Source organism: Tardiphaga sp. 768_D3_N2_1 (genome assembly GCF_052076105.1).
Taxonomy (GTDB): Bacteria; Pseudomonadota; Alphaproteobacteria; order Rhizobiales; family Xanthobacteraceae; genus Tardiphaga.
In genome coordinates, this window is the sequence record NZ_CP197245.1 from 5,494,380 (window position 1) to 5,518,455 (window position 24,076).

22 protein-coding genes are annotated in these 24,076 nt (G+C 63.0%); 14 read left to right on the plus strand and 8 right to left on the minus strand.

The window, feature by feature from the left end; all coding sequences use genetic code 11:
• Window positions 1-6: 6 nt before the first annotated feature.
• Window positions 7-1,380 (minus strand): serine protease, encoded by a 1,374-nt coding sequence (locus AB8A27_RS25865; RefSeq protein ID WP_441244340.1) that lies wholly within the window; start codon window positions 1,378-1,380, stop codon window positions 7-9.
• Window positions 1,381-1,609: 229 nt separating this feature from the next.
• Between AB8A27_RS25865 and AB8A27_RS25870 the strand changes: the two genes are divergently transcribed.
• Window positions 1,610-2,410: a HesA/MoeB/ThiF family protein gene (locus AB8A27_RS25870; protein ID WP_441244341.1), complete on the plus strand. Its 801-nt coding sequence runs from the start codon at window positions 1,610-1,612 to the stop codon at window positions 2,408-2,410.
• A gap of 41 nt (window positions 2,411-2,451) precedes the next feature.
• Here the strand turns inward: AB8A27_RS25870 and AB8A27_RS25875 are convergent, their stop codons facing one another.
• Complete coding sequence (locus tag AB8A27_RS25875; RefSeq protein WP_441244342.1) at window positions 2,452-3,453, minus strand: aldo/keto reductase; 1,002 nt, start codon at window positions 3,451-3,453, stop codon at window positions 2,452-2,454.
• Between the two features lie 127 nt (window positions 3,454-3,580).
• On the opposite strand from AB8A27_RS25875, the gene AB8A27_RS25880 reads away from it, so the two are divergent.
• Window positions 3,581-4,534 (plus strand): LysR family transcriptional regulator, encoded by a 954-nt coding sequence (locus AB8A27_RS25880; RefSeq protein ID WP_441244343.1) that lies wholly within the window; start codon window positions 3,581-3,583, stop codon window positions 4,532-4,534.
• Here the strand turns inward: AB8A27_RS25880 and AB8A27_RS25885 are convergent.
• Window positions 4,511-5,614 (minus strand): DUF2336 domain-containing protein, encoded by a 1,104-nt coding sequence (locus AB8A27_RS25885; protein WP_441244344.1) that lies wholly within the window; start codon window positions 5,612-5,614, stop codon window positions 4,511-4,513. The genes AB8A27_RS25880 and AB8A27_RS25885 overlap by 24 nt on opposite strands.
• Window positions 5,615-5,979: 365 nt before the next feature.
• On the opposite strand from AB8A27_RS25885, the gene rimP reads away from it, so the two are divergent.
• From rimP to AB8A27_RS25930, 9 genes are all read left to right on the plus strand, one after another.
• Entirely contained in the window at window positions 5,980-6,759 is a 780-nt protein-coding gene (rimP, locus tag AB8A27_RS25890; RefSeq protein WP_441244345.1) for a ribosome maturation factor RimP, read from the plus strand.
• Window positions 6,760-6,762: 3 nt separating this feature from the next.
• On the plus strand, window positions 6,763-8,367 hold the full coding sequence (gene nusA / locus AB8A27_RS25895; protein WP_441244346.1) for a transcription termination factor NusA: 1,605 nt from the start codon (window positions 6,763-6,765) through the stop codon (window positions 8,365-8,367).
• Between the two features lie 16 nt (window positions 8,368-8,383).
• Entirely contained in the window at window positions 8,384-9,172 is a 789-nt protein-coding gene (locus tag AB8A27_RS25900; protein WP_441244347.1) for an RNA-binding protein, read from the plus strand.
• Between the two features lie 9 nt (window positions 9,173-9,181).
• Window positions 9,182-11,956 carry a translation initiation factor IF-2 gene (gene infB, locus AB8A27_RS25905; RefSeq protein WP_441244348.1) on the plus strand — a complete coding sequence of 925 codons (2,775 nt, stop codon included), beginning with the start codon at window positions 9,182-9,184 and terminating at the stop codon, window positions 11,954-11,956.
• A gap of 170 nt (window positions 11,957-12,126) precedes the next feature.
• Window positions 12,127-12,540: a 30S ribosome-binding factor RbfA gene (gene rbfA / locus AB8A27_RS25910; RefSeq protein WP_441244349.1), complete on the plus strand. Its 414-nt coding sequence runs from the start codon at window positions 12,127-12,129 to the stop codon at window positions 12,538-12,540.
• A gap of 86 nt (window positions 12,541-12,626) precedes the next feature.
• Window positions 12,627-13,745 carry a tRNA pseudouridine(55) synthase TruB gene (gene truB / locus AB8A27_RS25915; RefSeq protein ID WP_441244350.1) on the plus strand — a complete coding sequence of 373 codons (1,119 nt, stop codon included), beginning with the start codon at window positions 12,627-12,629 and terminating at the stop codon, window positions 13,743-13,745.
• Between the two features lie 2 nt (window positions 13,746-13,747).
• Window positions 13,748-14,017 carry a 30S ribosomal protein S15 gene (gene rpsO / locus AB8A27_RS25920; protein WP_441244351.1) on the plus strand — a complete coding sequence of 90 codons (270 nt, stop codon included), beginning with the start codon at window positions 13,748-13,750 and terminating at the stop codon, window positions 14,015-14,017.
• Window positions 14,018-14,326: 309 nt separating this feature from the next.
• Complete coding sequence (pnp, locus tag AB8A27_RS25925; RefSeq protein ID WP_441244352.1) at window positions 14,327-16,471, plus strand: polyribonucleotide nucleotidyltransferase; 2,145 nt, start codon at window positions 14,327-14,329, stop codon at window positions 16,469-16,471.
• Window positions 16,472-16,698: 227 nt separating this feature from the next.
• Window positions 16,699-17,454, plus strand: a complete 756-nt coding sequence (locus AB8A27_RS25930) for a superoxide dismutase (protein WP_439095462.1) — start codon at window positions 16,699-16,701, stop codon at window positions 17,452-17,454.
• 85 nt (window positions 17,455-17,539) lie between these two features.
• Here the strand turns inward: AB8A27_RS25930 and AB8A27_RS25935 are convergent, their stop codons facing one another.
• Window positions 17,540-18,121, minus strand: coding sequence for a TetR/AcrR family transcriptional regulator (locus tag AB8A27_RS25935; RefSeq protein WP_441244353.1), 582 nt, complete (start codon window positions 18,119-18,121; stop codon window positions 17,540-17,542).
• An 85-nt stretch (window positions 18,122-18,206) separates the two neighbouring features.
• Here AB8A27_RS25935 and AB8A27_RS25940 point away from each other — a divergent pair, with 85 nt between their 5' ends.
• Window positions 18,207-18,998 (plus strand): crotonase/enoyl-CoA hydratase family protein, encoded by a 792-nt coding sequence (locus tag AB8A27_RS25940; protein ID WP_441244354.1) that lies wholly within the window; start codon window positions 18,207-18,209, stop codon window positions 18,996-18,998.
• A 28-nt stretch (window positions 18,999-19,026) separates the two neighbouring features.
• On the opposite strand, the gene AB8A27_RS25945 is transcribed toward AB8A27_RS25940, so the two are convergent.
• Window positions 19,027-19,626: a septation protein A gene (locus AB8A27_RS25945; RefSeq protein ID WP_441245030.1), complete on the minus strand. Its 600-nt coding sequence runs from the start codon at window positions 19,624-19,626 to the stop codon at window positions 19,027-19,029.
• 13 nt (window positions 19,627-19,639) lie between these two features.
• Window positions 19,640-20,584 (minus strand): signal recognition particle-docking protein FtsY, encoded by a 945-nt coding sequence (gene ftsY / locus AB8A27_RS25950; RefSeq protein WP_441244355.1) that lies wholly within the window; start codon window positions 20,582-20,584, stop codon window positions 19,640-19,642.
• Between the two features lie 154 nt (window positions 20,585-20,738).
• Between ftsY and AB8A27_RS25955 the strand changes: the two genes are divergently transcribed.
• Window positions 20,739-21,374, plus strand: coding sequence for an RluA family pseudouridine synthase (locus AB8A27_RS25955; RefSeq protein ID WP_441245031.1), 636 nt, complete (start codon window positions 20,739-20,741; stop codon window positions 21,372-21,374).
• 45 nt (window positions 21,375-21,419) lie between these two features.
• On the opposite strand, the gene AB8A27_RS25960 is transcribed toward AB8A27_RS25955, so the two are convergent.
• A complete protein-coding gene (locus AB8A27_RS25960) occupies window positions 21,420-22,112 on the minus strand; it encodes a hypothetical protein (RefSeq protein WP_441244356.1) in 693 nt (230 codons plus the stop codon).
• Window positions 22,113-22,245: 133 nt separating this feature from the next.
• The gene (gene dapF / locus AB8A27_RS25965) at window positions 22,246-23,118 is read right to left on the minus strand and encodes a diaminopimelate epimerase (protein ID WP_441244357.1); all 873 of its coding nucleotides are present in this window, start codon (window positions 23,116-23,118) and stop codon (window positions 22,246-22,248) included.
• Between the two features lie 194 nt (window positions 23,119-23,312).
• Between dapF and AB8A27_RS25970 the strand changes: the two genes are divergently transcribed.
• Complete coding sequence (locus tag AB8A27_RS25970; protein WP_441244358.1) at window positions 23,313-24,059, plus strand: GyrI-like domain-containing protein; 747 nt, start codon at window positions 23,313-23,315, stop codon at window positions 24,057-24,059.
• The last annotated feature ends 17 nt before the right edge of the window (window positions 24,060-24,076 follow it).

Sequence of the window (24,076 nt, forward strand, 5' to 3'; positions counted from 1 at the left end):
CGACAGCTACTTCCGCACGCAGATCACACGCACCATCGCAGCCCTGGCATCGGTCGAGGTGCCGTTCGCGCTCACGTCATTCGCTTTCACGAAATTCCGCACGAGTTCCGCGGGCACCAGTGCCGCCTGCGGGGCTGCATTGGGCGGGCCGGCAACGAGCAGCGGCTTCAATTGCGCGAGGCCCGCGAATTTGCCGTCGCTGTCGATGGCTGCCGCGCCGGAAAAGCCGATGCCGGGGGCAGGCGACAGCGCTAGTTCTGTACCGGTGCCAACCGGCGTGGTGGATGCCTTCAAGCTGGTGACGGCTGCGCCGCCGCCCTGGTTCTGCGGATCGGCGATTCCCACGAGATCGAGATTGGGTTTCGTTGCGCCTGCGCCGAGCGACAGCGGCTTCAGCTCGCGGGTGCCATAGATACGCAGCAGAGCGAGATCGCGCACCTTGTCCTCGGCCAGCTTGTCGGCATTGCCGTAACCAGCGACGACGATTGACATGCAGCCGTCCACGGCCTGACGATCGGTGACGATGGTGCCGTCATCGCTCACGACGATCCCCGACGCATATTCAACCTTCTTGCGTGGCGGCGGGCCCATCGCCTGTGCGCCGGTCGGAAATGCGTTGAAGGCTGACGACATCGCAATCACCACCGGCTCCATCGTGCCTTCGGTGGCCTGATCATAGAAGATCGAGAGGATGCGGACTTCGGAGTCCTTGAACTGGCCGCGGATGTAGAACTTCTTCTGGTTCTGCAATCCGGACAGAACGAAGAAATCCGGCTTCACCACCTGATAGTCGATCTTGCGGCCGGGCTCCTTGCGCTCGGCCTCGGCGAGTTTCGCGGTGGAGGGCGCGTCCTCCTTGCGGCGCGCCAGCGTGATCTGGATCGTGCCGGTGGAGGACGACCACTTGCTGCCGTTGATGTCGGTGGTCTGCTGCGGCACCAGCTTTCCGGGAATGCCAAGCCGTGCGCCGGTCACCGGTTCGGTGACCATTTTCCAGCCGACATTGTCCTGAAGTTTCTTCGCTGCCGCGCGCAATACGTCGCGCTCCTGCGGATTCAGCACGCCGGTTTGCTTGGCGCCGTTATCCTTCTGGAAGGTCTTGATCGCATTGACCATGCGATCCGAGACCTCGCCGGTGATGGCGCCGTTATATTGCCCGGTCCATGCCAGATCCGACTGGATCCCCAGCCGCTCGGCCTGCGCCATGGCATTGGCGGTGTCGGCAGGGGTCTGCAGCGCCGGACGGACCGGCGTGGTGGTCACCGGCTTCGGTTTGACGCCCTGCACCGCGGGTGGCGTCGCCTGCATCTGTGCATGAGCCTGTTGCTGGGCTGCTGAGGCCGTCACGATCATCAATGTTGCTGAAAGCATCGATCTCATGACATGTCCAAACCCTGGGCCTTGAAGCTGGCGATTGATTTCAGTGGAATTAAGCACATCTGCTGGGTCGGTGACAGCGCGGGATGGGTTCATGATTGTCTGCGAACCTCATCCTGAGGAGGCGCTTCTTCAGCGCCGTCTCGAAGGATGAGCTGTTCATCTCATGGTTCGAGACGCGCGCAAGATGCGCGCTCCTCACCATGAGGGTGGAGTTGGAGCGAATATTGCGATGCTGAATGCCGATGAACTCGAGCGCTATGCGCGTCACATTGTGTTGCGCGAGGTCGGCGGTCCCGGCCAGACCGCGCTGCAGGGCGCGAAAGTGCTTGTGATCGGCGCCGGCGGGCTCGGCGCACCGGCGCTGATGTATCTCGCGGCCGCGGGCATCGGCACGCTCGGTGTGGTTGATGACGACACGGTATCGCTGTCGAACCTGCAGCGGCAGGTCATTCACGCAACGCCGGATATCGGCGCGCTGAAAACCGACAGCGCCGCTGCGAAGATCAATGCGCTCAATCCGCATGTCAGATTTATCGGCCATGCCGTCAGGCTCAATGCGGCGAATGCGATGGCGCTGTTGTCGGGCTATGACATCGTGCTCGACGGTTCCGACAATTTCACCACGCGCTATCTGCTGTCGGACGCGTGCTATCTCGCAAGGAAGCCACTGATTTCGGCGGCGCTGGGCACTTTCGACGCGTCGCTGACCACTATCCGTGCGCATGAGACCAATGCGGCGGGCGCATTGAACCCGACCTATCGCTGCCTGTTTCCCGAAGCGCCTCCGCCAGGCACTGTACCAAGCTGCCAGGAAGCCGGCGTGATGGGCGCGCTGGCCGGCATAGTGGGTTCGATGATGGCGTTGGAAGCGATTCGCGAGATTGTTGGCTTTGGTGAGGGCCTGGTGGGTCGCTTGCTGATGATCGACGCCCGCAACATGCGCTTCGAGACGCTGCGTTACGGGCGTGATCCGGGGAATCCGCTGAACGGCGACGCGCCGACGATCAAGGACTTGAGCGGGTATCTGTAGTTTAAGCTACCCTCCTGTAAGAGAGGGTAGCCAAGCTGCACTCACGCCCGCTTCTTCTCGCTGTCCATATGCGCCAGATGCTCGTCCGGATAACGGCCACCGGCGGCGGCGTCGGCAGGGATTGCCTCCGCCAGCGCCTCAAGATGCGCAGGCGTCAGTTTCACATCCAGTGCACCCAGCGCTTCCGTCAGCCGATCGCGTCGGCGGGCACCGACCACGGGCAGGATGTCCTGGCCCTGCGCGGCGACCCAGGCGATAGCGACCTGCGCGACTGAGGCGCCGATGTCGTCGGCGACGGCGCGGATTTTGTCGACCAGCGCCAGATTCTGATCGATGTTTGCTGCGCTAAAGCGCGGGCTGTGGCTGCGATAATCCCTGGCGTTGAGGTGGGTCTTGGAGAAGTGGCCGCCGATCAGGCCGCGCGACAGCACGCCGTAAGCCGTGATGCCGATGCCGAGTTCCCGGCAGGTCGGCAGGATGTCGTCCTCGATGCCGCGCGAGATCAGCGAATATTCGATCTGCAGGTCGGTGATGGGATGCACCTTGTGGGCACGGCGGATGGTCTCGGAGCCGACTTCGGACAGGCCGATATGTTTGACGTAGCCAGCCTTGATCAGATCGGCGATGGCGCCGACGGTGTCCTCGATCGGCACGTTGGGGTCGAGACGGGCCGGGCGGTAGATGTCGATGGCCTCGACGCCAAGCCGCACCAGCGAATAGGCCACGAAATTCTTCACCGCCATCGGGCGGTTGTCGAAGCCCATGAAGGCGCCGGCGGGGTCGCGCAAGCCGCCAAATTTGACCGAAAGCTGCAGGTTGTCGCGGCTGCGGCCGCGCAAGGCCTCGGCGATCAGGAGCTCGTTATGGCCCATGGCGTAGAAGTCGCCGGTATCGATCAGGGTGACGCCGGCCTCCAGCGCGGCGTGGATGGTGGCAATGCTCTCGCCGCGGTCGGCGGGGCCGTAGACATCCGACATGCCCATGCAGCCGAGGCCGAGGGCGCCCACTGAGGGGCCGGTCTTTCCGAGTTGAAGATGTTTCACTGTGGTTCTCCCAGAAGACGGCCGGACCGATCCCTACCGATCCATGCCGCTGCCGCCCCGATATGAGCCCGGTGCATTGAGCCGATAAGCTGGACAATCCCGAAAGGCTTGTTCACTTTGGCGAACAATGAGCGATCTCGATTTACGCGATCTGGCGGCCTTTCTGGCGGTGGCCCGGACCCGGAATTTCCGGCGGGCGGCGGTGGAGCTCCATGTGTCGGTGTCCAGCCTGAGCCAGCGGCTGCGCGACATGGAAGAACGGCTCGGGGTGCGTTTGCTGCATCGCACAACGCGCAGCGTAGCGCTGACCGAGGCAGGGGAATTGCTGCAACGCAAAATCACTCCAGCCATGGGCGACGTTCATGCTGCGTTGCAGCAAGTCCGTGATTTCGGTGATGTGCCGTCTGGCCGGTTGAGGATCAACGGTCCGGCACCAGCCGTCGATATCGTCGTGGCGCCGATGGTGACGCCATTTCTGCAGCAATATCAGCAGGTTGAGATTGAGATCGTTGCCGAAACGTCCTTGATCGACATCGTCGCCAAAGGCTTCGACGCCGGCATTCGCTATGGCGAGGATCTGGCGCAGGACATGATCGCGGTTTCGCTTGGGCCACCGCAGCGCTTCGTGATGGTGGCCTCCCCGCAATATATTGCGCAGCATGGGCGCCCTATTGCGCCGCAGCAATTGCTGCAGCATTGCTGCATCAGAACGCGTTTCGACAACGGTTCGATTCCGGAATGGGAGTTCGAAAAAGACGGCGAGGTGGTCAGGGTTCCACCCAGGGGGCCGCTGCTGGCGAGCTATTCACGGCTGGGCTTGGACGCGGCGCGGGACGGGTTGGGCTTCTACGTCACCTTCGAAGGCTATGTGCGGGACGACCTCGCGGCCGGCCGGCTGGTCAGCGTTCTGGAAGACTGGCTGCCGCCGTTCCCCGGGCCGTTTTTGTATTACCCAAGCCGCCGGCAACCGCCGCCGGCCTTGGCGGCCTTCGTGAGTTTTGTCGCGGAGTGGCGCAAGCGGGAACGCCGGACGGCGGCCCCGGAGAAGCCGGGTCGATCAGAGCGGCAGGGGGATCGCTGAGGCGGTTTCGCGGGTCTGCCAGAAGGTCAGCACGCGCTGTGCCGTGGCAGGCACCAGGCGCTCGAAATTCTGCCGGGCTTCCTCGATATCGGCGGCGGCAGGCGAACGGCCGGGGCCGAGACGCAGCGTCATCAGGGCGCGGACGGTGGCCCAGGAAATACCGATCGATTTGCCGAGGATCAGCATCGGATCGTCGCGGTCGCCTTTGAGAAGCTGGTCGATAGTACCGATCCGCACGCCTGACAGAGCGGCGAGGGCGGCGGCGGTTTCCTCATATTGATGGGCGCGGGCAAAGCGCAGCAACGCGCCTTCGTCGAGCTCATCGGCCTGGTGGAGCTTGCGAATGGCCCGCTGCGCGGTGGCGAAATCGCGGGTGGCGGCGAGATGCGTCGGCGTGCCGGTAATGTCCTGCATCGCCCGGTTGATCGCGTTGCGCAGTTCGGGCGCAGCGGCATCGAACAACCGGCGGCGAACCACCTCGACCGACTGCGCCAACAGGTGTTTGAGTTGTTCCGGCGCGAGATCGTCGCGCTGCCCGACCGTGACGGCGAGCACGCCATCATCGCTGGCGCGGCGAATGAGACCGGTATAGCCGAGCTGCGAGAACGCGGCACCGGCATTGCCGGCCACGCGACGGATCACGTCCCGGTCGCCGCGGCGGACGATCACGTCAGTAATACGCGGCGTCAGTGTCGAGCGATCGGAAATCGCCAGCAGATGGGACTGGCCCTGGACCTTGGCGATATCGACCAGCGTCGGCTCGTCGATCAGCGGTGAGCGGCGCAGCAGCGGCCCGGCGATCAGGATTTCGTCATCGCGGACGAGCAAGGCCACCAGTTGCGGAGGTGCGTTGACGAGATCGGACAGCCGTTCAGCCAGCGCGCTGCGCGCTTCGACCTCGGTTTGTGGAACCAGACTCGTCAGAACGCCGTCGAACAGATCGACATGGGCCGGCTGAAAACGGGATGCGCCCCGCAGGAAAAGCTCGGAAATCTTACGCACCGCCTCGCCGCGGCGCTTGGGATCGCCATCTCTGACGATGTTCTCCAGCCCCGGAATGAGCGATTTCGCCTCAGCCATCAAAAAATACTCAACACCACCTACGGAAAGGCTGACGCACCCTAGATGGCGTTGATGAAGGAACGGTTAGTCCGCAGGATTAGGCTACCGCGGGTTGCAGAAATATTGCGAGGCAGCCACTGCGGCCTTGCCGGGGCGCCGGAAAACGGCTATATCGCCCACAACTTATTAGGTTCTCATACGATCGCGTTTGAGAGTGGGCCCCTCGGGACCCGCTCTTTTTTATTACCTGAACGGACCTTGGCCGGTGATCTCCGGGCGTGGCTCGTCCGGGCCAAGGAAGGGCCGAAAGCCCGACGCGACACACGATCTACAGGCTGCACGCACATTCAGACATCCTCGAACCGGAATATTTCGATCCTCACATGACCGACCAGAAGCCAGAAACCGTTGATACCGAGCTGCTTTCCGAGCCGCGCCTGGTGATCGAGCCGGGTGCTGCGGCGCGGGTGTCGGCTGTGGCGACGCCGGTACTCGAGGCCATGGGTTACCGGCTGGTGCGGATCAAGATTTCCGGCGAGCTCGGCTGCACCGTGCAGATCATGGCAGAGCGGCCCGATGGTACCATGCTGGTCGAGGACTGCGAGGCGATCTCGCACGCGCTGTCGCCGGTGATGGATGTCGCCGATCCGATCCAGCGCGCCTATCGGCTTGAGATTTCCTCGCCCGGCATCGATCGTCCGCTGGTTCGACGCTCCGATTTTGAGCGCTATAATGGTTATCTGGTTAAGATCGAGATGGCTGTCGCCGTCGGTGGCCGCAAACGTTTCCGTGGCACGCTCGGCGCCATTGAGGGTGATGTCGTTCTGATCGAGCGCGAAGGCGCCCGCGACGGCGAGGACCCCATCACGCGGTTGCCGCTGGAAGATATCTCCAATGCCAGTCTGGTGCTGACCGACGAACTGATCGCCGAGTCCATGCGCCGCGGCAAGCAGGCCGAGCGTGACTTGAAGCAGCAGCTGGGTCTCGCGCCGCCGCCGGCGCCGCATGCCAAGCGCAGCGATCCCAAGAAGAGCTACGCACCGAAGCCGAAACTCAAGGCTGCGAAAGCTGCCAAGAAGCCTTTGCCGAAGAATACCAAAGAACATCGTCTGGCCGCCGAGCGTGCGCGTCGAGGCGAAATCGATCCCATCGAAGGAGAATGAGCCATGGCCGCTGTCAGCGCCAATAAACTCGAACTGCTGCAGATCGCCGACGCCGTCGCGCGCGAAAAATCGATCGACCGCAACATCGTCATCCAGGCGATGGAAGAGGCGATCGCGAAAGCGGCCCGTGCCCGTTACGGCTCCGAAACCGACGTGCATGCCGAGATTCATCCCAAGACCGGCCAGCTCTCGCTGACCCGCCACATGCTGGTTGTCGAGGACGTCGAGAATTCGTCTTTCCAGATTTCGCTGCACGATGCGCAGCGCGCCAATCCGGGTGCGCAGATCGGCGACACCATCGCCGACACGCTGCCGCCGCTGGAATACGGCCGTATCGCTGCGCAGTCCGCCAAGCAGGTCATCGTGCAGAAGGTGCGCGAAGCCGAGCGTGACCGGCAGTACCAGGAATTCAAGGATCGCATCGGCGAGATCGTCAACGGCATCGTCAAGCGCGTCGAATACGGTTCGGTGATCGTCGATCTCGGCCGCAGCGAAGCCATCGTGCGCCGCGACGAGATGCTGCCGCGCGAAGTGTTCCGCAACGGCGACCGCGTTCGCGCCTATGTGTTCGACGTGCGCCGCGAGACCCGCGGTCCGCAGATCTTCCTGTCGCGTACCCATCCGCAATTCATGGCCAAGCTGTTCGCGCAGGAAGTGCCTGAAATCTATGACGGTATCGTCGAGATCAAGGCTGTGGCCCGCGATCCCGGTTCGCGTGCGAAGATTGGCGTGATCTCGCGCGACTCGTCGGTGGATCCGGTCGGTGCCTGCGTCGGTATGCGTGGTTCCCGCGTGCAGGCCGTGGTCAATGAGCTGCAGGGCGAAAAGATCGACATCATTCCGTGGTCGCCGGATATCGCCACTTTCGTGGTGAACGCGCTGGCGCCGGCGGAAGTCTCGAAAGTCGTGATCGATGAAGATCGTGAGCGCATCGAGGTTGTCGTTCCCGACACGAATAACCAGCTATCCCTTGCGATCGGTCGTCGCGGCCAGAATGTGCGCCTGGCTTCGCAGCTGACCGGCTGGGATATCGACATCCTGACCGAGCAGGAAGAATCCGAACGTCGCCAGGCCGATTTCGAAAATTCCACGCGCGTCTTCATGGAAGCGTTGAACGTCGACGAAGTCGTCGGTCAGTTGCTCGCGTCGGAAGGTTTCACCTCGGTGGAAGAGCTTTCGATGGTCGATGCCAAGGAACTGGCCAGCATCGAGGGCTTCGACGACGAAACAGCGGCCGAATTGCAGAGCCGTGCACGTGAATACCTCGAGCAGCTCGAAGCTGAACTCGAAGGCAAACGTAAGGAACTGGGTGTGGAAGACGCTTTGAAGGACGTTCCGGGCGTGACCCTCAAGATGATGGTCAAGTTCGGCGAAAACGACATCAAGACCGTCGAGGATCTCGCCGGCTGTGCCACTGACGATCTCGTCGGCTGGACCGAGCGCAAGGAAGGCTCCGAGCCGGTCAAGCACCCGGGCGTTCTCGATGCCAGCGAGATTTCGCGCGAAGACGCCGAGCAGCTGATCATGCAGGCCCGCGTCGTGGCCGGCTGGATCACCCAGGCCGATCTCGACAAGGGTGCCGTGCTCGACGCCACCGAAGAAGCGTAAGGACAATGCCACGCGCATGCTCGCCATTGCTGACCAAGCAGATCTGGACAACGGCCCCCGGAGCACCAAGCCCGGGACGATGCGGATGTGCGTGGTCACGCGGAGTGTGCGCCCGATCGACGATCTGATCCGGTTCGTCGTCGCGCCCACGGGCGAGGCGATTCCCGATCTGAAGCGCAAGCTTCCCGGCCGCGGCCTCTGGGTCACGGCTTCCCGCAAGGCGGTCGCTGAGGCCGCCAAGCGCAATCTTTTCGCCAAGGGCTTCAAGAAAGCCGTTAAATCGTCGCCAACCCTGGCCGACGACACCGACAAGCTCATGGTGCGCGGCGTCATCGAGGCGCTGGCCATGACCGCCAAGGCCGGTCAGGTGGTTTCCGGCTTCACCAAGGTCGAGGATGCCCTGCGCCGCGGAACGGTAGGTGTTCTGCTCCATGCCTCCGACGGCGCCGCCGACGGAATCCGCAAACTCGACGGCATTGCCCGCCAACGCGTGGAATTTGATGCGGAATCCGGCGATGACGCGCGACAAATGCCGATTATTACGGTTTTGAGCTCCGATGAATTGGATTTGGCATTGGGGCGGTCAAATGTGATACATGCTGCCGTGCTTACGGGCCCGGCGGGCAAAACGTTCCTGTCACGCAGCCAGACTCTGGTCCAATACCGGCTGGCCGACGACGACATCAACGCAAGCGCCAAAGCTTTGCTGACAACCGCTGCGCCGGAACCGGCGCCGCTGACACCAACGATCTCGCTGATCGAAACTTCGACGACTGTGCGACCGCGCACAACGCAACAAGATTAGGACTGCTGAATGGTTGATACGAAAACGCCTGGCGACAAGACTCTGAGCGTTCCCAGCAAGACCTTGACGCTCAAGCCGCGCGTCGAGCAGGGCACTGTGCGTCAGAGCTTCAGCCATGGCCGCACCAAGCAGGTCGTGGTCGAGAAGCGCGGCAAGCGCCGCATGCCCGGCGATGCGCCGGCTGCTGCGCCCGCTGCCGCTCCGGCACCGGCTGCTGCTCCCGCGCCTGTCGAAACTGCTGCACCTGCTCCCGTTGCTGCTGCGCCGGCTGCTCCCGCTGCAACTGCTGCGCCCGCGGCGCCGGTTGCGCGCGCTGCTGCGCCTGCACCGGCTCCCCGTACTGCTGCACCTTCTCCCGCAGGACGCAGCTCAGCCCCGGCACCCGCAGCGCCGTCGCGCGCGCCGCAGCGCCCGCAGCCGCCGGCCCGTTCGGGTTCGGGCGTCGTGCTCCGCACCCTGACCGAGGAAGAGCGCAATGCCCGCGCCAGCGCGCTGGCCGATGCCCGCGTGCGCGAGCAGGAAGAGCGTCGTCTCGCCGAACTCGAGGCTGCCCGCCGCAACACCAAGGAATTCAAGGAACAGGAAGAGCGTGAAGCCGCCGAAGCCCGTCGCAAGGCCGAGGAAGAGCGTCACCGTCAGGAAGAGGAAGCCAAGCGCCGCGCCGAAGTCGAGGCCAAGCGCCGTCAGGCTGAAGCCGATGCGAAGGCCGCCAAGCCGGCCGCGACGACGGCTCGTCCCGCGACGACTGCCGCTGCGCCCGCACGTGCGCCCGGTGTCGCTGCCGATGGTTCCGACGAGGATGAAGGTCCGCGTACGGTTCGCCGTGGTCCCGGTGGTGCCGCGCGTCCGGTCATCGCACCGAAGCCGACCGCCAAGCCCGGACCGCAGAAGCAGCGCGGCCGTCTCACGGTCGTCACCGCGCTGTCGGCCGACGACGTGCGTGAGCGTTCGATCGCCTCGTTCCGTCGCCGCACCCAGCGCCTGAAGGGTCATCAGTCGAACGAGCCGAAGGAAAAGCTGGTTCGTGAAGTCACGATCCCGGAAGCGATCACGATTCAGGAACTCGCCAACCGTATGGCCGAGCGCGCCGTGGACGTGATCCGCCTGCTGATGAAGCAGGGCGCGATCCACAAGATCAACGACGTCATCGACGCCGACACCGCGCAGCTGGTGGCGGAAGAAATGGGCCACACGGTCAAGCGCGTTGCCGAATCGGACGTCGAAGAAGGTCTGTTCGACGTTGTCGACGATTCCACCGATACCGAGCCGCGTTCGCCGGTCGTGACCGTCATGGGCCACGTCGACCACGGCAAGACCTCGCTGCTTGACGCACTGCGCCATGCCAATGTGGTGTCCGGCGAAGCCGGCGGCATCACCCAGCATATCGGTGCTTATCAGGTCATGTCGCCCGAGAGCGGCAAGAAGATCACCTTCATCGATACGCCCGGCCACGCTGCGTTCACCGCGATGCGCGCCCGCGGCGCCAAGGTCACGGATATCGTCATCCTGGTGGTGGCGGCCGATGACGGCGTCATGCCGCAGACCGTCGAAGCCATCAACCACGCCAAGGCTGCCGGCGTGCCGATCATCGTGGCGATCAACAAGATCGACAAGCCCGATGCCAAGCCGGAGCGCGTGCGTACCGAGCTCTTGCAGCATGACGTGCAGGTCGAATCCTTCGGCGGCGATGTCGTTGACGTCGAAGTGTCCGCGAAGAACAAGACCAATCTCGACAAGCTGCTCGAAATGATCGCGCTGCAGGCCGATATTCTCGACCTGAAGACCAATTCGGAACGTCCGGCGGAAGGTACCGTGATCGAAGCCAAGCTCGATCGTGGCCGTGGTCCGGTGGCAACCGTGCTGGTTCAGCGCGGCACCCTGCGTGTTGGCGACATCATCGTGGCCGGTGCAGAAATGGGCCGTGTCCGCGCGCTGATCTCCGATCAGGGCGAGACGCTGACCGAAGCAGGTCCGTCGGTGCCGGTCGAAGTGCTCGGTTTCAACGGCCCGCCGGAAGCTGGCGATCGTATGGCTGTGGTCGAGAACGAAGCCCGCGCCCGCGAAATCACCAGCTATCGCGCGCATCAGAAGCGCGAGAAGTCCGCTGCCTCCGCCTCCGGCATGCGTGGCTCGCTCGAGCAGATGATGAGCCAGCTGAAGACCTCGGGTCGCAAGGACTTCCCGCTGATCATCAAGGCCGACGTGCAGGGTTCGCTCGAAGCCATTCTCGGCTCGCTCGAGAAGCTCGGCACCGACGAAGTCGCTGCGCGCATTCTCCATGCGGGCGTCGGCGGCATTTCGGAATCGGACGTCACGCTGGCGGAAGGCTTCAACGCCGCCATCATCGGCTTCTCGGTTCGTGCCAACAAGGAAGCTGCTGCCGCTGCCAAGCGCAACGGCATCGAAATCCGCTACTACAACATCATCTACGACCTCGTGGATGACGTGAAGAAGGCCATGTCCGGCCTGCTCGCGCCGACGCTGCGCGAAACCATGCTGGGCAATGCGCAGATCCTGGAAGTGTTCAACATCTCCAAGGTCGGCAAGGTTGCGGGTTGCCGCGTCACCGACGGAACCGTGGAACGCGGCGCGAATGTGCGCCTGATCCGCGACAACGTCGTTGTGCACGAAGGCAAGCTGTCGACACTGAAGCGCTTCAAGGACGAAGTGAAGGAAGTGGCGTCAGGCCAGGAATGCGGCATGGCGTTCGAGAACTACGGCGACATGCGCGCCGGCGACGTGATCGAGTGTTACCGCGTAGAGACCATCCAGCGCTCCCTGTAAGTCCAAATCTTACAGAGAGACCGGATTTAACGAGATGTCATGCCCGGCCTGCGCGAAGCCAGCTTCGCTAGATGGCCGGGCATCCACGTCTTTGAATTTCAGTCGTTGAAAACGTGAATGGCCGGGAACAATTCCGGCCATGACGTATGTTGTTTTTGACAGGGAAACCGATGCCCAAGCATCACCAGAAGTCCGCGACGCCGGGCGGCTCGCAGCGTCAGTTGCGCGTTGGCGAACTAATGCGCCACGCGATTGCCGATATCCTGTCGCAGGGTGGAGTCCACGATCCCGTGCTGCAGACCACCATCATCACCGTGCCCGAGGTGAAGATGTCGCCCGATCTCAAGCTCGCCACCGTCTATGTGATGCCGCTCGGCGGCCAGAACACCGAACCGGTGCTGAAGGCGCTCGCGGCGAACAAGAGCTTCCTGCGAACCGAGGCCGCGCATCGCGTGAACCTCAAATACGCCCCCGATCTCCGCTTCCGCATCGATGAGCGCTTCGACGAAGCCGAGCGCATCGACAAACTTCTGCGCACGCCTGCCGTTGCGCGCGACCTCAAACCAGACTCGGACGAAAATTGATGAACGCGACCACGACAAAAGCCGCTCATGTTTTGGACCCCTCCCCCCTTGCGGGGGAGGGTGGCGCGCAGCGCCGGGAGGGGGGTGTGCCACACACGCCGTCGCCCGCGGTTACCCCCCTCCCCGGCCCTCCCCCGCAAGGGGGGAGGGAGCAGGACTACGGCGCCCAGAACGTCCAGCGTGACGGCAATCCGCGTGGCAACAATGACCCGCGCCATCAGGGCGGCAAGCAGCGTCAGCAGGGCCAGGTCCGGCGCGACAAGCGCGACGTCCACGGCTGGGTGATCCTCGACAAGCCGATCGGCATGACCTCCACCCAGGCGGTCGCGGTCGCCAAGCGCCTGTTCCAGGCCAAGCGCGCCGGCCATGCCGGGACCCTGGATCCGCTGGCCTCCGGCGGCCTGCCGATCGCGCTGGGCGAAGCCACCAAGACGGTTCCGTTCGTGATGGACGGCCGCAAGCGCTACCGCTTCACGGTGGCCTGGGGCGAGGAGCGCGATACCGACGACACCGAGGGGCGGGTGACCTTCACCAGCCCGAATAGGCCAACGGCCGACCAGATCCGGGCGCTGCTGCCGCAATTTACCGGCAATATCGAGCAGACCCCGCCGCAATACTCGGCGATCAAGATTCAGGGCGAGCGCGCCTATGACCTCGCTCGCGACGGCGAGGTGGTGCCGCTGGTTCCCCGGCCGGTCGTGATTCATGAATTAATCCTTACGGAACAGCCAGATAACGACCATGCCGTGTTCGAGGCCGAGTGCGGCAAGGGCACCTATGTGCGCGCGCTGGCCCGCGATATCGGCCGTTTGCTCGGCTGCTACGGCCATATCAGTGCGCTCCGTCGCACCCTGGTCGGACCTTTCGCCGAAGCCGACATGATTCCGCTGGAACAGTTGGAGGCTTTGTGCGATAGAGCCGCGTCTGGCGAGGGCAGCCTCGCCGACGCGCTACTGCCCGTTGAGACCGCGCTGGACGACATCCCGGCACTGGCCGTCACACGGGCGGATGCGGCAAGGCTCCATCGGGGCCAGGCCGTTTTGTTGCGCGGACGGGATGCGCCCGATTGTAGCGGCACAGTTTATGTCACGGTGGCAGGGCGGTTATTGGCCCTCGCTGAAGTTGGCAATGGCGAACTCATCCCCAAGCGCGTGTTTAACCTGACCGGACTGACCGCCAGTTCGGCTCGCAAAGAAAGTAACTGACGATGTCGATTACCGCAGAACGCAAAGCGGAAGTCATCAAGACCAATGCCAACAAGGCCGGCGACACTGGTTCGCCGGAAGTCCAGGTTGCGATCCTCTCGGAACGCATCAACAACCTGACCGGCCACTTCAAGACCCACACCAAGGACAACCATTCCCGTCGTGGTCTTCTGAAGCTGGTCTCGACCCGTCGCTCGCTGCTTGACTACATCAAGCGCAAGGACGAGGCGCGCTACAAGGCGCTGCTCGAAAAGCACAACATTCGCCGTTAAGCGAATTCACGCGCGCAAGCTTCTTGCGCGCGTTTTTTGTAGCGGAAGCCATGTGTGGCTTTCGCGATAACGTTCAGAAGCAATCCGGCAACTGGACGATGACGGGCAAGGTGCCCGTCGCGCGGCGCGATCCTTCAAAGATCCCCGCGACCATCGGAAGGATGGACGCCATTCAGAAGAATACGAGAGCCATGGCAGGATCGCCGGACGCTGATTTCGCGGCTTCGCGGACAGCCTCTTGCCGTCTTGCGCATGGCTTTTGTGTTTTTGGCCGTCACGTTCTCCGTGAACCCATGAAAGAAACCTAAGATGTTTAATGTTCACTCCGTCGAGATCGATTGGGGCGGTCGTCCGCTCAAGCTGGAAACCGGCAAGGTTGCCCGTCAGGCTGACGGCGCCGTCATCGCCACCTATGGCGAGACCGTTGTTATCGCCACCGTCGTCGCCGCGAAGGCTGCCAAGGACGGCATCGACTTCCTGCCGCTGACCGTCGACTACATCGAGAAGACCTACGCAGCCGGCCGCATTCCCGGTGGCTATTTCAAGCGCGAAGGTCGTCCGACCGAGAAGGAGACGCTGGTCTCCCGCCTGATCGACCGTCCGATCCGCCCGCTGTTCGTCGACGGCTGGCGCAACGAAACCCAGATCGTCGTCACCGTGCTGTCGCACGACATGGAAAACGATCCGGACATTCTCGCTCTCGTCGCCACTTCGGCTGCGCTGACGATTTCCGGCGCCCCGTTCCAGGGCCCGATCGGTGCGGCCCGCGTCGGCTTCATCAATGATGAATACGTCCTCAACCCGACCCTCGACGAAATGGCCGACACCAATCTCGACCTCGTCGTCGCCGGCACCGCCGACGCCGTGCTGATGGTGGAATCGGAAGCCAAGGAGCTCAACGAAGACGTGATGCTCGGCGCCGTGATGTTCGGTCACCGCCATTTCCAGCCGGTCATCAAGGCGATCATCGAACTCGCCGAGAAGGCCGCCAAGGAGCCGCGCGAGGTCAAGACCATCGATGACAGCGAAATCGAGAAGGAAATGCTCGGTCTCGTCGAGTCCGAGCTGCGCGCTGCCTACGCGATCCCTGTGAAGCAGGACCGCTATGCCGCCGTCGCCAACGTCAAGGCCAAGGCGATCGCGCATTACTTCCCGGAAGGCCAGGAGCCGAAATACGACAAGCTCCGCATCGCCGCCGTGTTCAAGGAACTGGAATCGAAGATCGTTCGCTGGAACATCCTCGACACCAAGAAGCGCATCGACGGCCGCGACCTGACCACGGTTCGTCCGATCGTTGCTGAAGTCGGCGTGCTGCCGCGCGCCCACGGTTCAGCGCTGTTCACCCGCGGTGAAACCCAGGCGCTGGTCGTGACCACGCTCGGCACCGGTGAAGACGAGCAGTACATCGACTCGCTGTCGGGAACGTACAAAGAGACGTTCCTGCTGCACTACAACTTCCCTCCCTACTCGGTCGGCGAGACCGGTCGTATGGGCGGCACCAAGCGTCGCGAAATCGGCCACGGCAAGCTCGCCTGGCGCGCGATCCATCCGGTTCTGCCGGGCCACCACGAATTCCCGTACACGGTGCGCGTGGTGTCGGAAATCACCGAGTCCAACGGTTCGTCGTCGATGGCGTCGGTCTGCGGCGCTTCGCTGGCACTGATGGATGCGGGCGTTCCGATGAAGCGTCCGACGGCGGGTATCGCCATGGGCCTTATCCTCGAAGGTTCGCGCTACGCGGTTCTGTCGGACATCCTGGGTGATGAAGATCACCTCGGCGACATGGACTTCAAGGTGGCAGGTACCGATACCGGCATCACCTCGCTGCAGATGGACATCAAGATCGCCGGCATCACCGAAGAGATCATGAAGGTCGCTCTGGGCCAGGCCAAGGAAGGCCGCATTCACATTCTCGGTGAGATGTCGAAGGCGCTGAACAATGCCCGTGCCGAGCTCGGCGAATACGCGCCGCGCATCGAGACCTTCAAGATCGCCACGGACAAGATCCGTGAAGTGATCGGCACCGGCGGCAAGGTGATCCGCGAGATCGTCGAGAAGACCGGCGCCAAGGTCAACATCGAAGACGACGGCACCGTGAAGGTGGCCTCATCCGATGGTGAGTCGATCAAGGCTGCGATCAAGTGGATCAAGTCGATTGCTTCGGATCCGGAGCTCAATGCGATCTATGACGGTACCGTGGTCAAGGTCATGGAGTTCGGTGCATTCGTGAACTTCTTCGGCGCCAAGGACGGTCTGGTTCACATCAGCCAGCTCGCTGGCGGTCGCGTGCAGAAGACCTCCGATGTCGTCAAGGAAGGCGACAAGGTCAAGGTCAAGCTGCTCGGCTTCGACGATCGCGGCAAGACGCGTTTGTCGATGAAGGCTGTCGATCAGGAGACCGGCGAAGACCTCGAAGCCAAGCAGAAGGCTGAAGCTGCTCCGGCAGCCGAGTAATCTTCGCTCACGCGAAATGAGAAATGAGTTGCGAAAGGGCGGCCGAGAGGTCGCCCTTTTTGTTTGCGGCGATGTTTTGTGAGGACGCCGGGAGAAAGAAGAGAAGCCCGCCTCCCCATCACGTGATGTGCTATGTCCTGCTGCGTCACAATGCCCGCATATGAAACTGGCAGTGATGCATTGCGTATCTGTCCGACGCACCTGCAAATTCCTCAGGGAGAAGCCCCATGACGACCTCTGCATCGATGTCCCGACGTCATCTCATGCTCGCTGCGACCGGCATCGCTGCCGCGGCCGTCGCGCCCCGTCTTGCTTTCGCCCAGGCTGCTGCGCCGGCCACCCCCGCCGCTGGTAATGCGCCCTTCATTCTGCCGCCGCTGACCTATCCGGTCACGGCGTTTGAACCGCATATCGATGCCAAGACGATGGAGATCCATCACGACAAGCATCACGCCGCCTATGTCGCCAATATGAACAATTTTGCCAAGGACACCCCGGTGATCGGCGAGAAGCCGCTGGTCGAGGTGCTCGGCAATCTCAACAGCGTACCTGATGCGATCCGCACCGGTGTGCGCAACAATCTCGGCGGCCATGCCAACCACACCATGTTCTGGCAGATCATGGGCCCGAATGGCGGCAAGCCCGAAGGTGACGTGCTGGCTGCGATCGATCGCGACCTCGGCGGCCTTGAGAAATTCCAGACCGACTTCAACGCCGCTGGCGGCCGCCAGTTCGGCTCGGGCTGGGTGTTCGTGATCGTCGACAAGGACGGCAAGCTGTCGATCGAGACGCGTCCCAACCAGGACAATCCGATCATGGACGGCAAGCGCGCGCTGATGGGCAACGACGTCTGGGAGCACGCTTATTATCTGACCTACCAGAACCGCCGCGCTGATTATCTCAAGGCGTGGTGGAATACGGTGAACTGGACCAAGGTTGGTGAGCGCTACGCGGCGGCGAAAGCCGGCACGCTGGCGGTGTGATTGAGCTGCCAGGAATTTGTCATTCCGGGGCACGTTCGCATCTTCGCGCGCGTGCGCCCCGGAATGACGAGTTCTTCGGCGAGCGCTACTTCTTCCGCTTTGCTCCTCTCAGCAAAGCGTTTGCTGCCTGCCCCGCAGCTTCCATATAGGCGGGGTCGCGGTGCAGCAGCACTGTCGCGAAAGATCCATCGAGCAGTAGCGTGATCTGCCGCGCGAGCAATGCCGCGTCGGACAATTTGGCAGCCGTAAGTTCGGCTGCCATCCATGCCTCGAACTTCTTCTTGTGCGCCGCGCCGATCTTGATGGCGGGATGACCGGGCATGTTGGCGAGTTCGGCCGAGGTGCGCAGGAAGCCGCAGCCCTTCCATTTCGGATGACGTGCCGATGTGGCGAGATTGTCGAAGATCGCCTGCACCTTCGCAGCCAGTCCGCCCCTGGCTTCGTCGAACCAGCGCTTGAACAGTTCGAGATTGGGTTGATCCCGCCCCGCCAGATAGGCGGCGATCAGATCGTCCTTGCTCTGGAAGTGATAATACAGCGTGCGCTTGGTGACGCCGGCCTTGTCGGCCACGGCGTCGACGCTGACGCCGCGAATGCCCTCGGCGTAGAACAGTTTGTTGGCTGCGGCGACAATGCGGTCGCGGGTCGATGGTGCAGGACTGGCCATAAGCTGCAAGTATACCGACCAGTGAATATACACAATGGCGCCTGGCTCTTAGGGTTGCGGCAGTTTCACCTGCGGGAGACCGGATATGCCAGACATCGTCACCATGGAGGTCGATCGCGGAATCGCGCTCCTGACCCTCAACAGGCCGGACAAGCTGAACGCACTCAGCTATGCGCTGATCGATCGCCTGATGGCGCTGCTCGACGAGATCGAGGTCACAGATGACATTCGCGCCGTCATTCTCACCGGTGCGGGAGATCGTGCATTCTCGGCCGGTGCGGACATTCCGGAATTCACGGCAAGCGTGGCGCAGGGGCCGAATAGGGCGGTTCGCGATTTTGTCCGGCGCGGGCAGGCCATGACGGCGCGTCTCGAAGCGTTTTCGAAGCCTGTCATCGCAGCCGTGAACGGCCTCGCTTTCGGGGGCGGATGCGAGATCACCGAGGCGGTGCATCTGGCCGTTGCGAGCGAGCGGGCGTTGTTCGCCAAGCCGGAAATCAATCTCGGCATGCCGCCGACCTTCGGCGGAACGCAGCGTCTGCCGCGCCTTGCCGGGCGCAAGCGCAGCCTTGCGCTATTGCTGACCGGCGACAGCTTTTCGCCAGCCCATGCCCTGCAGATCGGCTTGGTCAATGCGGTGGTGCCGCACGATCAGTTGCTGCCGGCGGCATATGATCTCGCGCGGCGCATCCTGCGTCATTCGCCTCTGGCGGTGGCCGGCATCATCACGGCCGTCACGCGCGGCCTGAACCAGAGCATCGGCGAAGGGTTGGAAATGGAACGCGAGCAATTCGCGCGCATGGTGCCGACGCATGACCTCGGTGAGGGATTGCGCGCCTGGGCCGCGCGGCGGCAGCCCGTCTATACGGGGCGATGATCGTCGTCAGGGACGACGTGCGGCTGGTTTATTTGCTGATATCGCCTTCATCGGCCGCACTCTCCGCGAGCGTCGCCGGTTCGATGCTATAGCGCTTGATCAGCGGCATCTGCGCCACCGCGAAGACCATGGTCAGCGGGATCACGCCGAACGCCTTAAAGGCCACCCAGAAATCGGTGCTCTGGGTGCGCCAGATCGCTTCGTTCAGAAGTGCCATGGCCAGGAAGAACAGCGCCCAGCGCTTCGTCAGCGCACGCCAGCCTTCATGCGTGAGATTGAACATCTGGTCGAACATGATGGCGATGAAGGAGCGGCCGAACAACAGGCCGCCGCCGAGGATCGCCGCGAACAGGCCGTAGATGATAGTTGGCTTGACCTTGATGAAGGTCTCGTCATGCAGCACCAGCGTCAGCGTGCCGAACACCAGCACGATCACGGCCGTCACGAGCGCCATGATCGGCACGTGCCTGACCACGACATAGGACGCGATCATCGCCGCGACGATCGCCACCATGAAGGCGCCGGTGGCCACGAACAGGTTGAACTTGGCATTGGCGACGAAGAACACGATCAGCGGGCCGAGCTCGGTAGCGAGCTTGAACAGCGGGTGCGGCTGCTTCTTGTCGATCACATCACTCATGTCAGCTTTCAATTCCTGCAATCGCCTGCGCGAAATCTTTGGCGGTGAAAGGCGCGAGATCGTCGATGCCTTCGCCGACGCCGATGAAATGGACCGGCAATTTGTACTTCTCGGACAGCGCCACGAGGATGCCACCGCGCGCGGTGCCATCGAGCTTGGTCATCACCAGGCCGGTGACGCCAGCCGTACGATGAAACGCGTCGACTTGCGACAGCGCGTTTTGTCCCACCGTGGCGTCGAGCACCAGCAGTACCGCATGCGGCGCCGTGGTATCGACCTTTTTGATGACGCGCACGACCTTCTCGAGCTCGACCATCAGCTCGGTCTTGTTCTGCAGCCGGCCGGCGGTGTCGATCAGGAGCACGTCGCGATTGTCGTCGCGGGCTGCTGTGACGGCGGTAAAGGCGAGGCTCGCGGAATCCGAACCCTGCGCGCCGGCGATGACCGGCACCTTGTTGCGCTCGCCCCAGACCTTGAGCTGCTCGATGGCGGCGGCGCGAAACGTGTCGCCGGCGGCGAGCATGACCTTGCGGCCTTCGGATTGAAATTTCGAGGCAAGCTTGCCGATGGTGGTGGTCTTGCCGGAACCGTTGACGCCGACCACAAGGATCACGAACGGCTTGTGCGCTGTGTCTATCACCAGCGGCCTGGCGACCGTCGAGAGCACTTTCTCGACCTCGGTGGCCACCACGGTTTTGACCTCGTCGGCGGAGATCGCCTTGTCATAGCGGCCATGGCCGACGGCGGCGGAAATCCGCGCCGCGACATCGGTACCGAGGTCAGCGCGCAGCAGCACGTCCTCGATGTCCTCGAGCATCGCGCGGTCGAGCTTGCGCTTGGTCACGAGGTCGGCGACCGCCGAGCCGATCGAGCTCGAGGTGCGCTTCAGGCCGTCGGAGAGCCGTCGCCACCAGCTCTGTTTTGGCGTTTGGGGAGTGTCGCTCATGTGGAGGGTGTGTTAGCCGTTTCGCGCCATGAATCAAAGTAATGCCAGTGAAAGTGACGTCGACGCCCTGCCGATTGCGGTCGTCGAGCCTGCCCTCGTCGGCGATCTGACCGAAGCCGACATCCTGTCGCGGGTGCTGCACCGGGACGGGCTGATGCTGGTCATCGACAAGCCGGCCGGCCTGCCGGTGCATCGTGGCCCCAAAGGTGGGCCGAATTTGGAGAATTCCTTCAAGTTCCTTCAATATGGCCTGCCGCGCCCGCCGGTGCTGGCGCATCGGCTCGATCGCGACACGTCGGGCTGCCTGGTGCTGGGGCGGCATCGCAAGGCGACGGCGTCGCTCGGCCTGCTGTTCAAGCACAGCCGTATCCAGAAGACCTATTGGGCGGTGGTCGAGGGCGGGCCTGCTGAAGATTCGGGCGTGATCGACATGCCACTCGGGCGGCTCAATGCCGATCGGGGCTGGTGGATGAAACCGGATCCGGAAGGATTGAAATCGGTCTCGAACTTCACCGTGCTGGGCCGCGGCGGCGGCATGAGCTGGCTGGCGCTGGAGCCGGTCACCGGTCGCACGCATCAGCTGCGCGTGCATACGTCGGCGTCGGGCTATCCGATCGTTGGCGACAATATCTATGGCAATGGGCCGCGCTTCGGCGAACCGACGCTGCATCTGCATGCCCGCGAGATCGTGATTCCGATCTCGCGCAACAAGGACCCGATCCGCGTCGTTGCGCCGGCCCCGCCGCATCTGCATGAACGGCTCAAGGCATGTGGCTGGAACGGGGAGTAACGCGCCGGTATAGCGCGGCATCAGCCGCGCGATGACAGGCCATGCTCATGCGGCGACGCCGTTCTGAACTGTCACCGTGCCATCGGGGTTTAACGTGGCGGTGAGTGCATACACGTTCGGTTCGAAGACCAATGGCACGACGGGCACCAGCTTGGACGGATCGAAGATTTCGCCCTGCACGACATCAGCGAGCGTCATCCAGTATCTCGCCGTCGGCGCGAAGGTGAATGTCATGTTCGGTGCGGCCTGCATGACCTCGGTCGCCGCCCCGGCCATGCCGATGCCGACGCTTGCCGTGTCCGTTGGAACCGTCCCGTCGCATGTGATCATCAGGGAGTCGCTGCGCCCCTGCCGCTGGTCGATGAAGCCAAAGGCCCCGCTGCCATAGGTCAATGTCACGAGGCTGCTGGCCGGCAGTGTCGCCGGAAGGACCTCGATTGCAGCGAATGTGATGCCCGGCGCAAGCTTGCCGCTCTCCATCCAGACGAAGTCATAAGTCTGTTGCCAGGAAAAGAGCAATTGCGTCCTCGGGCTGACCCGCATGGCGAACCAGGCTGGGACAAGCCCGGAAGGCGGGTTCTGGCTGGACTGGAAGCAGACAAATGTCTGTGTCGCAGCAGTGTTATTGAGAAATTTCAGTTCGTAGGTCGGCATGCCGCCCGCGGCGGCCGATGCTGCCGTCGTACCTGGCCCGCTACTGCTGTGGTCTGCGAAATTGACGCGAATGACTGACGGCATGTCCACCTCCCCACGCGCTGGATCGGTGTATCACAACTAAAAGTTGAATAAAAGGGCGTGGCAATACAAAATGGATTGTCGGCTATGGTGCCTGACTGAAGATCAGTTCGGCCGTTCGTGCGCGCGGCTTGCTTCAGGCGACCGAAGCGAACAGCTTCGGATCGAACGTGCCCTCATATTCAAACGCGGCCGGCCCCGTCATCAGCACGTGGTCGTCGCTCTCGCGCCATTCGATGGTGAGTTCTCCGCCGGGCAGCGTCATATGCACGGTGCGATTGGTCCGGCGCAGGCGAGCGGCGGCGGCAGCGGTTGCGCAAGCTGCGGAACCACAGGCCTTGGTCAGACCTGCGCCGCGCTCCCATGTGCGCATCACGATGTGATCGCGGTCGACGATATGGGCCAGCGTGATATTGGCGCGATCCGGGAAGATCGGGTGATTTTCCAGCAATGGCCCGAACTTCTCGAGGTCATAGGCCTGGATATCGTCGACCCAGAAGATTGCGTGCGGGTTGCCCATGCTCACGACTGACGGCGTGTGCAGGATCGGTGCGTCGATCGGGCCGATCTGCAGCTCGATCCCGCGGGTGTCACGAAACTCCTCCGCCAGCGGAATGTCCTGCCAGCCGAACTTCGGCGTGCCCATGTCCACCGTGTAGAGATCCGGCGCCGGTCCTTGCCAGCAATTGATCAGGCCGGCCTTGGTCTCGAATGTGAGCGCCGTCTTGTCGCCGCCCGCGAAAGTCTGGCGTGCCACGCAGCGCATGCCGTTGCCGCAGGCGCCAGCTTCGGAGCCGTCATTGTTGTAGATGGAGACGAAGGCGTCGGTGCCGGCCAGCCGGGGCTTCTGCAGCACCATCAACTGGTCATAGGGCACGCCTTCGGGAGTGGCCACGGCGCGGGCGTCGGCCGGCGTGATACCGGACGCCGTATCGCGCAGGTCGATCACGACGATCTCGTTGCCGATGCCGTTCATCTTGGCGAAGGAATGGTTGGCCAGTGCGCTCATGTCGTGTCCCGTTGTCCCTGCCTTATATGGCGAGGCCGCTCCGATTGACCAGTGCGGCTATTCTGTGTCGGTTGTTTTGAATGGCCCTGCGCAATTTGGGGAGGGGACGAAAGGCGCGGCTGCGTGTTACCATGGTGCCGTATCGCGCATGTTGCCGGACACTGCGCTGCAGGATGTCACTGGAGACCCTTCGAATGACCCGTTCTCGCCTGTCCCGCCTCGCCACTGCGGCGCTGATTCCGGCAGCCGCGCTGACGCTGAACGCCGCGGCCTGGGCGCAATCTCCACCCGCCACGCCGCCAGCGGCAAGCACCCCGGCGACGCCGCCCGCGCCCGCACCCGCCACACCAGCTCCGGCGGCAGCGGCTCCCGCCACTCCCGCTCCCGCCGCACCGGAGACGCCGGCCCCAGTCGCGCCGGCAACGCCGCCCGCTGCAGCCCAGGCCCCCGCAACGCCAGCCGCGCCTCAGGTCCAGGTTGCCGATCCGTTCGGCGAGGAAATCACGCTGTCGCCGAAGCAGATGGTGACCTTCGTCGGCAAGGCCAATTGGGATTCGGCCTTCGATACGCTGATGGATGCGTTCAAGCAGATCACCACCGTGCTCGACAAACAGGGCGTCAAGTCATCGGGCAATCCGATGATCGTCTATACGACCACCGACGACACTGGCTTCACCTTCCTCGCGGAAATCCCGGTCGATCAGGAGGTGAAGAACCTGCCGAAGGCGATGAAGATGGGTCTGTCACCGGATGGCAAGGCGCTGAAGTTCGTTCATCGCGGCTCCTACGACAATATGGACAACACCTATGAGGCGATCACCAATCACCTCGATGACAAGAAGTTGGAAGCGAAAGACACCTTCATCGAGGAATACATGACCGATCCCCTGAAGACGGCGGAAGACAAGCTCGTCATCAATGTCTATGTGCCGCTGAAGTAATAGAAGCGAAGGCCAGC

Excerpts from the sequence above, each read along its gene's own strand:
- nusA (WP_441244346.1), top strand. The coding sequence starts at position 6,763 with ATGGCCGCTGTCAGCGCCAATAAACTCGAACTGCTGCAGATCGCCGAC.
- AB8A27_RS25970 (WP_441244358.1), top strand. The coding sequence starts at position 23,313 with ATGACCCGTTCTCGCCTGTCCCGCCTCGCCACTGCGGCGCTGATTCCG.
- rpsO (WP_441244351.1), top strand. The coding sequence starts at position 13,748 with ATGTCGATTACCGCAGAACGCAAAGCGGAAGTCATCAAGACCAATGCC.
- AB8A27_RS25935 (WP_441244353.1), bottom strand. The coding sequence starts at position 18,121 with ATGGCCAGTCCTGCACCATCGACCCGCGACCGCATTGTCGCCGCAGCC.
- AB8A27_RS25940 (WP_441244354.1), top strand. The coding sequence starts at position 18,207 with ATGCCAGACATCGTCACCATGGAGGTCGATCGCGGAATCGCGCTCCTG.
- infB (WP_441244348.1), top strand. The coding sequence starts at position 9,182 with ATGGTTGATACGAAAACGCCTGGCGACAAGACTCTGAGCGTTCCCAGC.
- AB8A27_RS25900 (WP_441244347.1), top strand. The coding sequence starts at position 8,384 with ATGCTCGCCATTGCTGACCAAGCAGATCTGGACAACGGCCCCCGGAGC.
- pnp (WP_441244352.1), top strand. The coding sequence starts at position 14,327 with ATGTTTAATGTTCACTCCGTCGAGATCGATTGGGGCGGTCGTCCGCTC.
- rimP (WP_441244345.1), top strand. The coding sequence starts at position 5,980 with ATGACCGACCAGAAGCCAGAAACCGTTGATACCGAGCTGCTTTCCGAG.
- AB8A27_RS25930 (WP_439095462.1), top strand. The coding sequence starts at position 16,699 with ATGACGACCTCTGCATCGATGTCCCGACGTCATCTCATGCTCGCTGCG.
- AB8A27_RS25885 (WP_441244344.1), bottom strand. The coding sequence starts at position 5,614 with ATGGCTGAGGCGAAATCGCTCATTCCGGGGCTGGAGAACATCGTCAGA.
- AB8A27_RS25960 (WP_441244356.1), bottom strand. The coding sequence starts at position 22,112 with ATGCCGTCAGTCATTCGCGTCAATTTCGCAGACCACAGCAGTAGCGGG.
- AB8A27_RS25870 (WP_441244341.1), top strand. The coding sequence starts at position 1,610 with ATGCTGAATGCCGATGAACTCGAGCGCTATGCGCGTCACATTGTGTTG.
- dapF (WP_441244357.1), bottom strand. The coding sequence starts at position 23,118 with ATGAGCGCACTGGCCAACCATTCCTTCGCCAAGATGAACGGCATCGGC.
- AB8A27_RS25955 (WP_441245031.1), top strand. The coding sequence starts at position 20,739 with ATGCTGGTCATCGACAAGCCGGCCGGCCTGCCGGTGCATCGTGGCCCC.
- rbfA (WP_441244349.1), top strand. The coding sequence starts at position 12,127 with ATGCCCAAGCATCACCAGAAGTCCGCGACGCCGGGCGGCTCGCAGCGT.
- AB8A27_RS25865 (WP_441244340.1), bottom strand. The coding sequence starts at position 1,380 with ATGAGATCGATGCTTTCAGCAACATTGATGATCGTGACGGCCTCAGCA.
- ftsY (WP_441244355.1), bottom strand. The coding sequence starts at position 20,584 with ATGAGCGACACTCCCCAAACGCCAAAACAGAGCTGGTGGCGACGGCTC.
- AB8A27_RS25880 (WP_441244343.1), top strand. The coding sequence starts at position 3,581 with ATGAGCGATCTCGATTTACGCGATCTGGCGGCCTTTCTGGCGGTGGCC.